The organism is Microcystis sp. M090S1 (assembly GCF_020246295.1).
GTDB lineage: Bacteria > Cyanobacteriota > Cyanobacteriia > Cyanobacteriales > Microcystaceae > Microcystis > Microcystis aeruginosa.
Map to the genome: position 1 here is coordinate 1 of NZ_JADBTF010000320.1, position 11,930 is coordinate 11,930.

Below are 11,930 nucleotides of genomic sequence, written 5' to 3' on the forward strand. Positions count from 1 at the left end.
TACGGGACAAAGGGTTAACCTCGATTTATGATTTTCCTTGATATATCTGGGTTTCAGCGATTTTGGGCTTCTCGAAGTAAATCCCAAGCGGGGATTGGAGTTGAGGCTTTTCTCGATTTGTTTTTTGTCTAAGTCCCACTAGAGATAAAACCCTGATTATCGAAAAAATCGGGTCTAAAACCTCGCCTTAAGGCGAAAAGTTTTTGGAGCGGGGCATAAATTCCCGTTACAAAAACGGCCTCCTGCCCCCTGCCTTCGTTAACAGTTATCAGTTATCAGATGTGAGTTTTTAATTGTGCAGTTATCTTAATGGTGAGGTAGGAAGTTTTCCTTTTGGGGAGTCGGTCGTCGGTGGTCAGCAATAAGCTGTACTGCGTTCAAACCGCGCGGGGGAATTTTAGTACAAATGCTCACCACCCTCTCCCTGCTCCCTGCTCATAGACAGTCTTAACGAGCAATTTAGATAGTCAACAGCTTACTGCCGATCATTACCTCACCTTGGCGGCGTATTATTGACAATATTGAGAGCATAAAGGCGAAAACGCTCTAGATCGGCTTGCAGGGTTGATTCCACCACTCGACCGAGGAAAAGATTATCCATCAATTTTCCTAACCAACCTGGTATAGCATAGGCTGCCGTCAGTCGCACAATACTCCTACCATGACGGTCATAAAAACGAATGGCCCCGCGGTTAGGCAACCCGTCCACGGATTCCCATTGAATCATCTGGTGGGGGACAATTTTCAGTATCCGTGACAACCAAGTAAATTCTAGACCACCACTGGCTAACTTCCAACGGGAAAGCTCTGGCTCCTCCTCTAGAATTTTCACCGATTCGATCCATTTCATCCACTGGGGCATTTGTTCTAAATCTGACCAGAGAGCCCAAACCAGATCGATCGGCGCGTCCACTTCTACCTGTACACTATGTTCTAACCAAGTCATTCGTTAATTCTGGCGATGCTGAATATTTCTATGATAACGGCTATTAGTCTTTAGCTTTTGACTCAATGATAAAATAAAAACAATCTTCGAGGTTTAATTTTACTATGTTAATCAGAAAACTGCTCGAATGTGAGGAATTCATCGCCGGTGATCATACCCGATTGCGCGAGTTATTGCATCCCGATAAACAGCCGTTAAATCTACGTTATAGTTTAGCCCACGCCTGGGTAGATGTGGGGGAAACTTCTACTCCTCACGCTTTAAAAACTGCGGAAGTTTATTATATTTTGCAAGGACAAGGGGAAATGCACATCGATGAGGAAGTGCAATTAGTGACTGTCGGTGCTGCCATTTATATACCTCCTCTAGCTAAACAATATATTCATAATTGTGGGGAGGAACCCTTAATTTTCTTGTGCATTGTCGATCCTGCTTGGCGAGTGGAAGACGAAATTATCTTTGAGTAAAACTAATGAAGATTGGCATTATTGGACTGGGTTTAATCGGTGGTTCCTTGGGATTAGATTTTCGCTCACAAGGTTATAAGGTTTTGGGAGTTTCCCGTCAACAATACACCTGTGATATCGCTGTACAAAAAGGAGTGGTAGATGAATCTAGCACCAGTTTAGAATTATTAGCTACTGCCGATTTAATCTTTATCTGTACTCCTATACATTTAATTGTGCCAACTTTGGAAAAATTAACTCCCTATTTAAAAACCCAAACCATTGTCACCGATGTGGGATCAGTTAAAGGGGTAATTGTAGCCAATTGTGGCCAATTGTGGCCAAATTTTGTCGGTAGTCATCCTATGGCTGGGAAAACCGAACAGGGAATTAATGCGGCAGAATGTGGTTTATTTGTCAATGCCCCATATCTGATTACTCCCCTTGAATCTACCCCTAACTTTGCCGTGGAAATCTTAACTGAAATCGTGCAGAAATTAGGCTGTAAAATTTATTATTCCTCCCCCGAAGAACACGATCGAGCCGTGGCATGGATTTCCCATCTGCCAGTAATGATTAGTACCAGTTTAATCCAAGCTTGTGCGAAAGAACAAGACCTGAATATTCGCCAATTAGCGGAAAATTTAGCTAGTTCTGGTTTTCGCGATACCAGTCGCGTCGGTGGTGGCAATCCCGAATTAGGTTTAATGATGGCTAAATACAATCGTCAAGCTTTATTGATATCTTTGGCAAATTATCGGCAAAATCTTGATCAAATTGTTGACTATATTGCAGGAGAAAAATGGCAGGAAATAGAGGAAATTCTCGTTTCTAGTCATCAATATCGAGCCAAGTTTATTCAATAAAAATACCATTTGCCCAGCAATTATCTCGCAGCACTGTATCATAGATTTATACTCAGCAAACCAATAAAATGATATGACCACCTTTTTCGACTTTGAAGCCGAATTTGTTGACTCCTTACGTTGCATACCGATGACCGTGAGAATGAAACTAGATACCTGTGGAGTTAAATTAAAATTATCCCATTGGATGCAGTTGAGTCAACCGGAAAGAATGGTATTAGTTAATATGGCTTGTACGACGGCAGCAGAAGCCAAAATCTATCGAGATTTTCTGCAAAAATTAATCGCCGAAAAAACTGGCAATCCCCCGGAAGAACTAGCAATAGATCCGCATCCCGCTTGGCTAGATGATAGCCAGATTCCCGATACAGTCCGAGAAAAAGCTAGAGAATTCCCGATCGAAATTAGTTTAGAACAATGGCAAAAATTGCCACCATCCCAACGGTTTGCCCTGATTAAACTCAGTCGTCCGGGTCATGAAAATCTCAACTTCTATCCGGCACTGAAAGAGTTCCATATAGTCGATGCCTAACTCAAGAACCTATGCTATATTAAGTTTGTTTCTACCTTACTTTGGCGAGAAATTAGTATTTTATACCAGATCAATCTCGAATTAAAACGGGGGGAAATAGCGGCTGATAGCTGGTTTAATTAGTCCCAGCAAAGGTAAGATTTTCTGCCATGGCAAACCTTAACGGGACTTAATAAATAAATTGCAGGAACTCGCTGCTCTGGAACTTGGTCAATTCTCTTAATAAAAATGATAATTAATGAGCATATTCTTGGAAAATAATTATACAGTTTCCATCCAGTCAAAAACTTGATTCAATTGCGACAAATCGATTAAACCGTACTGCCATAAAACCATCGGCAAAGAACCCACCGATGCTTCACAGAGACGCAGGGCCATATCGAGGGAACGGGGGGAAATTGCTAATTTTTCCAAGAGAAAAAGGCGGAGTTGTTTTTGTTGATGAGCTTCCATGATTAGGGATCATTGGTAATGATAATCGGATTATTGAATAACTTATCCTCTATTAAAAAGAGATGCTTCCCTCACGGGGATCACCCAATTGGGTGATTTTGTCCACCAATCGGAATAATTTCAGAATTTATCCATAATATGTCCTACTATCCCGAAATTGCTAGTAGGGATATCAACACTTCCTTTACTTAGAAAAACGAGAAAGGGGAACTTTTGGGATAAGCTATTGATAACCTAGTTTTTGATCGAGTAGGAGAGAATTTCCCTCAATGAGTCATGTTCCTCAAGTTTCCGTGATTATTCCTTGCTATAATCAAGGTCGCTATCTTGATGATGCGATCGCATCTGTTTTAGAACAAACATACCAAAACTTTGAAATCCTTGTCATTGATGATGGATCCACAGAACCAGAAACCATCGAGATTTTACAAGATTATCAACAGCCAAAAACCCGGATCATCCGCACAGAAAATCAAGGGGTTGCCACAGCGAGAAATCTAGGAATTGCCCAAGGGCAAGGAACCTATATTCTTCCTCTTGATGCCGATGATAAAATTGCCGATTCCTATCTAGAAAAAGCGGTTACTTTGCTAGAAGGTAATGAGCAATTAGGTATAGTTTATTGCGAAGCGGAGTATTTTGGGGATAGACAAGGAATTTGGCCGCTGCCTGAGTATAAATTTCCCGATATATTAGTAGATAATATGATATTTTGCTCCGGTTTATTTCGGAAATCCGATTGGGAAACTGTGGGGGGCTATAATACTAATTTAATTTATGGTTGGGAAGATCACGATTTTTGGTTATCTCTGATCGAATTAGGTCGAGAAGTCTATAGCGGTAAGCGCTTGAGTGAGATACAGACCAAGCTTTGCCTAGCATGGTTTATAGCTCGTGACACTGTACCTCATACGACTGCACACCGCTATATCGTATCCCAGAAGTGTTATTTTTCTATCGACAAAAAGCTGATTCTATGAGTCGCTCAATGACCGCAGAACACTATATTTATTCCTACACCCAACTTTTTTATAATCATCCCCAACTTTACTCCCAAAATATCCAAGCCATTTTTGCTGCTTTAGTCACCTTAAGAGTCGATATATTCGCTCAGTTGGAACAGGCTAGAGAACGAATTAAACAATTAGAAATTCATGAACAAGAATTACAACAAGACTTGCAAAAAACCCAATTGGATTATCGAGAAGCTGACAGTAAAATAGCCGCCATGGAAAAAAGTAAATTCTGGCAAATGAGAAGAGTTTGGATTAAAATGCAAAAATTGCTAGGTTTGCTGGAAAAAGACCCAATTTATTCCTAATGGAACTTCAACGCTAAACAAAGATCGAATCGATTATAATCATTACAGAGTAAGCACTTTACGATTTGACTTCTGGATCACGGTGTCAAGATTTAGATCGTCGATAATTCCTTGCCGGTTGGCGAGTCCTCCCTGTTTCATGGTTTCTTCTAGTTCGTTGCTTTGGGTTTCCCAGTATTGAGTGCATTTTAGTCGGTCTTTGGGGTTGTAGATTTTGGCATCGGGGAGGACAATGGGGAAGATGCGATCGGAGAAATCTCCATTTTTTGCGATCTCGATTAACTCGAACATACAGTTACAGGAAAATGGATAATACAATAGGAAAATCTTGGCCAAAGTAGCCACAAAAATTGATAAGTAGGGAGGCACAATTATTTGTAGGATGGGTTAGCGGTAGCGTAACATAATCGGGCGTTGGGTTTCATGCTTCAACCCAACCTACGTTCATCTTATATTTAATTCCACCCACCTACTTAATATCAAGGGGAGAACTGAAAAAAGCAATTTAGCCGCCGCTACAGCAATTCTGGCGGGGTTAGTATTAAGTAAGGAAATCATCAGAAGCTTATTAAGAGAAGAAATTATGGGCGAATCAGTCATTGATCAGGACATCCAAAAAAAAGGAAGACAATAAGAAGCGGTTGCTTTGATTCTACAACTACTTAACCGTCGTTGAGGTGAAATATCCTCAACTGTAAGCCAAAAAATCCAAGAACTATCTCTAGAACAATTCGCAACTTTAGGAGAAGCACTGCTCGATTTTACCAGCTTGACAGATCTGACCACTTGGTTAACAGAGATAGAAACTTAAATCCCCAGAAGATGTCTGCTCGTCCTGCGTTAAATTTTTAAATACTGGCTTTTTTTGTATTGATTTAACCATGGCTACCAGCGATATCTCCAATTCTACTCACTCATCCCCAAAACCCCTGCCAAAACTGGGACTTTTCACCATGTTTCGCTTAGGACTCTTTCAGATGGGACTAGGTATTATGTCCCTGCTGACTTTGGGGGTTCTCAATCGGATTATGATCGATGAGTTAAAAGTTTTACCCTTTCTCGCCGCAGCTGCGATCGCTATGCACCAGTTTGTTAGTCCGGCGCGCATCTGGTTTGGGCAAAGATCCGACGGTAAAACTATTTTAGGTCATCATCGCAGCGGTTATGTCTGGATTGGGGCGGCAGTTTTTACCGCTTTAGCTTTTATTGCTTTGCAAGTAGTCTGGCAATTGGGACTTAGTATTCAAACTTCGGGATGGAGTACCATTTCCTACGCCTGGATTGCCCTCTTAGCCTTAATTTTCGCCCTCTACGGACTCGCTTTAAGCGCCAGTTCCACCCCTTTTGCCGCCCTCTTGGTGGATGTGTCCGATGAAGATAATCGATCGCAATTAGTTGGTATAGTTTGGTCAATGCTGATGGTGGGAATCGTCGTCGGGGCGATCGTTAGTTCTCGTTTGCTGGATACTCCCAATATCTGCGGTACAAATATTTTGACCTATGATCCGACTCAATCAGCCCCTATAGCCAATATTCCGCAGCTAAAGGCGAATATTAACCCCGTGTTCACGATTATGCCCGCTATCGTTTTCGGTCTCTGTATTTTAGCGACTTTTGGCGTAGAAAAAAAATATTCTCGTTTTAGTAGTCGGTCCACTCTCGTGCAAAGAGAGGATCAAATTACCTTTAAAGATGCCCTACAAGTTCTCACCGCTAGTCGGCAAACCGGTTTATTTTTCACCTTTCTGCTGATGATGACTTTGAGTTTATTTATGCAGGATGCAATTATGGAACCCTTTGGCGGCGAGGTTTTTGGGATGTGTATCGCCCAAACCACCCAATTAAACGCTTTTTGGGGAACCGGAACCCTTTTTGGTATTGCCGCCACGGGATTTATGCTCATTCCCCGCATCGGTAAACAAAAAACTACTAAATATGGCTGTATTTTTGCAACAATTTGTTTTATTCTCTTGATTTTTGCCGGCTTTTCTGCTAATCAAAGTTTATTAAAATCAAGCTTGCTCTTTTTCGGTTTAGCTTCGGGAATGATTACCGCCGGGGCTACCAGTTTAATGTTAGATTTAACCGCTGCCGAAACCGCGGGAACTTTTATCGGCGCTTGGGGATTATCACAAGCGATCGCACGGGGATTGGCCACGGTTTTAGGGGGTACGATTTTAAATATCGGTAAAGTTGTCTTTTCTAGTCCGGTTTTAGCCTATGGCTTCGTTTTCCTCGTGCAAGCATTGGGAATGATCCTGGCAGTTTGGTTATTAAGTCGCGTCGATGTCAAGGAATTTAAGGAAAATGCCCGAGCAGCGATCGCAACAGTGATGAAAGGAGAGATCGACTAGCAAAAGCAAGCAAAAGTGAGATAACAGGAGAATTAGCCCGATCGGGGGAAGTTGGTTAGCAGCTTTTTTCCTATCCTAAAAGTAGAGAGGAAAACGAAAGAGGAGGCTAAAACGATGAAAAGGACTTTAATGATTACCCTAGGTTCCCTAGCCTCTTTACTGCTGATTAACCCCGTCGGTGCGGAAAATCCTCAACAGGTACAACAATTATTGAATACGCGGGAATGTCCGGGCTGTGATCTCCGCGGTGCAGATTTAAGGGGGGCGCATCTAATCGGTGCTGATTTGAGAAAAGCGAATTTACAGGGAGCTAATCTGGAGGAAGCTAACTTAGAGGGCGCAGATTTAACCGATGCCAATCTAGAAGGCGCAAATTTGACCGCAGCTTTTCTGACTAATGCCAGTTTGAATCAAGCTGATCTCGATGGAGTCAATTTCACCAGTGCCGTGATTTATGATGCCGATGTGACAGGTGCATCGATGGAGAGAATTAACTTGACAAATGCTCAGATTTATGGTACTGGCATCGCTGTGGGTGGTGGCAATCCCTAGATAGGGCGGGCTGAATGAATCTAAAAACCTGGCGTTGTCAAATTGAAAGATGCTCCGAATCAGCACCGGAACTGAAATTACTTTGATAGGAAAGATTACATGGCATCTTGACAATTAGTGTTTAATGAACGAATAGTGCCGATAGTTGGGCTTAAGTGGGGAACAAGAGTCGCTCGATTTAGCAGTGGAATTAGCCCTACAATCGGCGTAGGGCTAATTCATGAATTAGCCCTACAATCGGCGTTGTCAAATGGAAAGATGCTCCGAATCAGCACCGGAGCATTGCATCTTTCCTCTTCTGATCTGACAACGCCGAAAACCTTGTGGGGTGCGACTTTTAGACTTTTTTTATTAACGATCGCTTTTGATAATTTCCCCGATTGACTCTCATCGGGATTTTGGGACATCCGGCGCGAGAATCATCAATTGTCCCTCCTTATCCTCGCGAATGGCTAGAATCGCCGGACGTTCATTTTCTGCCGACTGAGGAGATAACCCGCGAAAAACATAGATCCAATTGTTATTTTGGATTAATAACCGCCAAACTCGCGGGGGATTGACTTTACTATCATTCGTTTCTTTTCCCCGCAGCTCTTCGAGTAATTTGGTCTCACCGATAATTCGATAACCCTTAAAAGAAGGATCGGTAAAAACATCATCAGGATTGCGACCGATCGCTATCTGTTTTTCTGGTAAAACTAAAGTGATAACTGGTAAGGTAGAACTATCATTAACTGCATCGCGACGGGCATCGATCGATCCCTGAATTCGAGCTAACCAAAAAAGAATAATTAATAGCCAAATAACAGCGATCAAATCTTTTCGGAGAGATTCGGGAATTCCCCGGACTGATAAACCTAGGAACTGAAATTTTTGATGAAATTTCCGTTGAGATTGACTGACAATTGAATAGGATGGCAGGGGAGACAAAATCCAGAGGGTAAATTGAATCGCGAAGGCAACGGCAACCAGTGCCAGAAACGTTCGCATCAACGCCCCGAAATCGCCACAGAAGACCTGTATCGGCACAAAAAGGAAGGAACGCAAGGGCAAGTCCAGACGGTTAATCTCAAGGCGAAACCAGCCGAAATAGGCCCACCGATAGATCTATCCCGTAAAATAGAGAAAAATCCCCAGCAAACCGAGAAGACTGGCGAAGGTTCCTAGTATCTGTGTTCCGGGAGGGGGAGAATTCGGAGCGCTCACGGCAAAATGTCCCTGATTGGCGTTTTCGATCGCTATCCTACTCGATCGATCGGGTTCTATCGCCAGTTCTTCGTATTTTATCAAGGAGAATAACCATGTCGATCGACGATCCCCGACAAGTTAGTTTTTTAATCGAGAAAATGGAAGCGAGTTTACCGATCCCCGTGCGTGCAACTCCCGAAACGTTAAAAATAGCTGAAACAAAAGGCGAGCGATACAAACCCGATCACCAGTTTTCGATCGATAAAATTTTCTACACTGGAGACGAGGGGGGAATTATTTGTTTCCTAAAAAATGAATCGGGAAAACAAACGGGTCTTATATGTTCTTTAACCCATCTACGGATCGATAACGATCATCCGTTAGCGGCGGATATTCAATCCTACCAGAAAAAGCGATCGATGCGGATCGCACTACAGGATGGCAAAACCGGAAAAGCCCTCCGTATTGCCAAACAAAACCGCCCGAAAAAAGGTTTCGGAAAGTAAAAATATATTGACAAAAACCGCAGGTTGGGTTACGAGTAGGGCTAACCCACCGAATCGAATTATATTCGGGGAATAGGAATTTGATTAGTTGTCTCCCTGGGATGTTATTCCTACGCAGGTTCCCTACAATGGTAGGTCGTTAGATTAGAAAAGTCCTAACATTTTGGACGGATTATCGGCTATTTTTCTTTTTTTGCCTTTTTACTCCGCCGAGAAGACCGAGCGAACCCAAGAGAACGATTCCGGGCAAGGTAGAGGATTCGGGAACCGGTTGGAAATCGAGGCTAAAGGTTCCCGATGGTAATAGCGGGGTACGACCGTTTGCGGTATTCGTATCCACGAAGCGAAAGGTAGCGGAATAGGTTCCTAACGGCGCGTTCCCATCTGTTGAAAACACGGGAGTGAAAGCGAACCAATCTCCTTGCCCGATAACATAAGTATCGTTGACCGCGTTAAACAAATTTATTCCCGAAGCGTCCGTTACCGTCAAACCGGGCGTGATATCGATTAATTGTAGGGCGATCGTCGCCTCGTCTCCCAACAAGTCCTTCCAGCGACCCTTTCCCGTATTATAAATTGCGTTCACGTAAGGATCGGCGAGATCGTCGGTTAAATGGGCGACCGGACGTATTTTCAAATCCGAATACATATGAGCGTCCGTTTTCTGGCTAATATTCTTTCCCGCAAAAACGCCGCTACCCGGAAACAGGGGGATCGGGGGTAGGTCGAACCGTGTTTCGGGCAATCGGTTATTGGTACTGGTCTCTACCACTGTCGGATTCGTTGCCTCCCCCGTGTAACTATAAATACCGATGGCGTGGAAATGACTGATCTCGACGGGTTCATGTTGATGCGGGAACAGAAGCGATAGTCTCCCGTAGTTCGGATTGGCCAGAGCTTTATAAGTCCCGCCGGCTAGAGTCGGGAGTCCGTCTATCCCGACCATAATATGATGATGACTACTATGGGATTGGGCGAGGCTCGCGGTCGAACTAAGAAAGACGGCGGAAATCGAGACGAAAAAGGCATTTAAAACCTTATTAGTCAAAATAAACATATATTTTGTCAGAGATTTTGTTATACCTATTGTAATAAAGACTTTTCTGGAATTCAACAGACAGCGTGTCGTAGACAGGTGGCGCGTCTCTCCATAACCGCATGAGTATCTAAAACTGCTTTTAACACTTAAAGATCCTCTGCCGTAAAATCTCCCCACGCTTCTCGTCGGGTTTTATCGATATCTTCAGCCGAGGGAGCCTGTCCTAAATCGGCGCATATACCCCATAAAGATGGACGGAGTTGATTAATTTCTGCCGATTCCGATGCCATTTCTGCGGTAATTTTTTCGATCAGTTGCCGTTTCTCGATCGAGGATAATTTTTCCACCCACCGCATTAGCTCTTGTAGAGTCATATTTCTATCGCCCACCGCGTGAAGGAGTAGCTTTATAAGTTTTAACATAAAGAGAAGATAAAACGCTTCTCCTTTGACAATCCCGACGCTAAAATATGGAAAAACCCCTCTAGAAAAAACCCCAGGGTGGGTTACTGCTACTCCTAACTCACCGCATCCAAGATTGAAAACAGAACCAACCCAATCCCGATCATTCAGGCAAGGTAAAGATGAAAAAACTCTACCCAATAATAACCGCAACTAGCCTAGTTTTTATCGCCTCTCTTGCTGGCTATCATCTACCGGCCACCGGCGATCGATCTCCCGTCAAGAAAATTCCCGTATTCATACCAGATGATACAAATGTATCTTTAAAAAATGGCACTTCTCTATCTGGGAGATTAATCAAGTTCGATTCCCAAGCAAAAACGATCGCTTTAGGGAGAGAATCAAAAACAAAAGAAGTGGCAATGAAAGAGATCAAACAGATAGAGTTTCAAGGCAAAGTAATTATCAGAGAAACCCGACCTTCTGTCATTAGTATAGAGCGGTTCCCCATACGACCAACACCTAATAGTGTCGAACAACAGAATAGAAAACGCTGGCAGGAACCCCTACAGAATTTCAAAATTGTTGATGTTAATAAAGGAAAAGCGGAAGTAACTTTAACCTCGCTGAAGCCCTTAGAATTGCGAGGAATCGAAGCCGTGGCGGTCAATAGTTCCTACGTTGTGGAGGAAATTAAATTCAACCCCTCGGACAAGATTCAGATTCAAGTAAACCCCCGTTAAAGTTCGCCAAGAAGAGGTCAATTATTTAGGTAATTAAGGAAGGCTTTGAATTGGAAAGTTGGCTGATGTATTGTTCGATTGTTTTTGGTGATAGTGGATCGTTTAAGGTCGGGTTAGCGAGGTCAAAGATGATGTCATTGATGAGATCTTCCTCATCTGTTTTATAGGCGATATCTTCTCTGCATTCGATGGCATCAGCCCAGTTTTCTAAGTCGGTGGCAGATAGAGCGTTATTGAGATAGCGATCGAGAATATCGATCAGATGCTCTTTTTTTAGGGTGATAATTGCTTCGCTACTGTCCCAAGGAAAGGTTTTTAGGATAGGGAGGATGGTTGATAGGGGTTGGTCAAAGTTGACTAGGGCGTTGAGGTATTCTTGTCTAGTTTTCATGGGGATTTTTGTTTGATGTGAACAATATGGCGTTGCTGAATTAAGCTATGAATCAGTAAGGAATAGGCACTTCTTGAAACTTCAGATAATGAATTAATAAACGAATAGAGTATCGGCTCTTCGGGAATTGTTATGCAAATAATTAACTTAAAATAAAATTCGATGAGAGCGCCTACGCTCAAAAGTATCTGA

The 11,930-nt window shown here is 42.8% G+C and carries 15 protein-coding genes and 2 pseudogenes; 9 read left to right on the top strand and 8 right to left on the bottom strand.

The features are described from left to right. Positions 1-493: 493 nt before the first annotated feature. A complete protein-coding gene (locus IM477_RS13950) occupies positions 494-946 on the bottom strand; it encodes an SRPBCC family protein (protein ID WP_002758186.1) in 453 nt (150 codons plus the stop codon). Between the two features lie 104 nt (positions 947-1,050). Between IM477_RS13950 and IM477_RS13955 the strand changes: the two genes are divergently transcribed. From IM477_RS13955 to IM477_RS13965, 3 genes are all read left to right on the top strand, one after another. Beyond that, positions 1,051-1,413 (top strand): cupin domain-containing protein, encoded by a 363-nt coding sequence (locus tag IM477_RS13955; protein ID WP_190721814.1) that lies wholly within the window; start codon positions 1,051-1,053, stop codon positions 1,411-1,413. A gap of 5 nt (positions 1,414-1,418) precedes the next feature. Further along, positions 1,419-2,258, top strand: a complete 840-nt coding sequence (locus IM477_RS13960; RefSeq protein WP_287732174.1) for a prephenate/arogenate dehydrogenase — start codon at positions 1,419-1,421, stop codon at positions 2,256-2,258. Positions 2,259-2,331: 73 nt separating this feature from the next. After that, positions 2,332-2,790, top strand: coding sequence for a nitrate reductase associated protein (locus IM477_RS13965; protein ID WP_287732175.1), 459 nt, complete (start codon positions 2,332-2,334; stop codon positions 2,788-2,790). A 261-nt stretch (positions 2,791-3,051) separates the two neighbouring features. Here IM477_RS13965 and IM477_RS13970 read toward each other — a convergent pair whose 3' ends face one another. After that, positions 3,052-3,243 carry a DUF2949 domain-containing protein gene (locus IM477_RS13970; protein ID WP_008200383.1) on the bottom strand — a complete coding sequence of 64 codons (192 nt, stop codon included), beginning with the start codon at positions 3,241-3,243 and terminating at the stop codon, positions 3,052-3,054. A 269-nt stretch (positions 3,244-3,512) separates the two neighbouring features. Between IM477_RS13970 and IM477_RS13975 the strand changes: the two are divergent. Continuing rightward, positions 3,513-4,564: pseudogene (locus tag IM477_RS13975) on the top strand (glycosyltransferase family A protein). Between the two features lie 42 nt (positions 4,565-4,606). Here the strand turns inward: IM477_RS13975 and IM477_RS13985 are convergent. Beyond that, on the bottom strand, positions 4,607-4,933 hold the full coding sequence (locus IM477_RS13985; RefSeq protein ID WP_287732178.1) for a hypothetical protein: 327 nt from the start codon (positions 4,931-4,933) through the stop codon (positions 4,607-4,609). Positions 4,934-5,246: 313 nt separating this feature from the next. Here IM477_RS13985 and IM477_RS23380 point away from each other — a divergent pair, with 313 nt between their 5' ends. The 3 genes from IM477_RS23380 to IM477_RS14000 all read left to right on the top strand — a co-directional run bounded on the left by IM477_RS23380 (position 5,247) and on the right by IM477_RS14000 (position 7,470). Then, positions 5,247-5,375: a DUF4351 domain-containing protein gene (locus IM477_RS23380; RefSeq protein WP_409830411.1), complete on the top strand. Its 129-nt coding sequence runs from the start codon at positions 5,247-5,249 to the stop codon at positions 5,373-5,375. A 70-nt stretch (positions 5,376-5,445) separates the two neighbouring features. Beyond that, entirely contained in the window at positions 5,446-6,918 is a 1,473-nt protein-coding gene (locus IM477_RS13995; RefSeq protein WP_287732179.1) for a BCD family MFS transporter, read from the top strand. A gap of 114 nt (positions 6,919-7,032) precedes the next feature. Then, positions 7,033-7,470 (top strand): pentapeptide repeat-containing protein, encoded by a 438-nt coding sequence (locus IM477_RS14000; protein ID WP_287732180.1) that lies wholly within the window; start codon positions 7,033-7,035, stop codon positions 7,468-7,470. 387 nt (positions 7,471-7,857) lie between these two features. On the opposite strand, the pseudogene IM477_RS14005 reads toward IM477_RS14000, so the two are convergent. After that, a pseudogene (locus IM477_RS14005) lies at positions 7,858-8,760 on the bottom strand (hypothetical protein). Positions 8,761-8,771: 11 nt separating this feature from the next. On the opposite strand from IM477_RS14005, the gene IM477_RS14015 reads away from it, so the two are divergent. Next, positions 8,772-9,164 carry a hypothetical protein gene (locus IM477_RS14015; RefSeq protein WP_287732184.1) on the top strand — a complete coding sequence of 131 codons (393 nt, stop codon included), beginning with the start codon at positions 8,772-8,774 and terminating at the stop codon, positions 9,162-9,164. Between the two features lie 172 nt (positions 9,165-9,336). Here the strand turns inward: IM477_RS14015 and IM477_RS14020 are convergent, their stop codons facing one another. Continuing rightward, entirely contained in the window at positions 9,337-10,221 is an 885-nt protein-coding gene (locus IM477_RS14020) for an all3515 family Zur-repressed PEP-CTERM protein (RefSeq protein ID WP_353743928.1), read from the bottom strand. A 128-nt stretch (positions 10,222-10,349) separates the two neighbouring features. Beyond that, positions 10,350-10,625, bottom strand: a complete 276-nt coding sequence (locus IM477_RS14025) for a hypothetical protein (protein ID WP_353743929.1) — start codon at positions 10,623-10,625, stop codon at positions 10,350-10,352. Between the two features lie 161 nt (positions 10,626-10,786). Here IM477_RS14025 and IM477_RS14030 point away from each other — a divergent pair, with 161 nt between their 5' ends. Next, positions 10,787-11,347 carry a hypothetical protein gene (locus IM477_RS14030; RefSeq protein ID WP_287732186.1) on the top strand — a complete coding sequence of 187 codons (561 nt, stop codon included), beginning with the start codon at positions 10,787-10,789 and terminating at the stop codon, positions 11,345-11,347. 25 nt (positions 11,348-11,372) lie between these two features. On the opposite strand, the gene IM477_RS14035 is transcribed toward IM477_RS14030, so the two are convergent. Both IM477_RS14035 and IM477_RS14040 read right to left on the bottom strand, forming a co-directional pair. Next, positions 11,373-11,738 (bottom strand): hypothetical protein, encoded by a 366-nt coding sequence (locus IM477_RS14035; RefSeq protein WP_287732187.1) that lies wholly within the window; start codon positions 11,736-11,738, stop codon positions 11,373-11,375. Then, positions 11,735-11,930 (bottom strand): hypothetical protein (locus tag IM477_RS14040; RefSeq protein ID WP_287732188.1); only part of this gene is annotated, 196 nt, incomplete at its 5' end. The genes IM477_RS14035 and IM477_RS14040, both read right to left, overlap by 4 nt.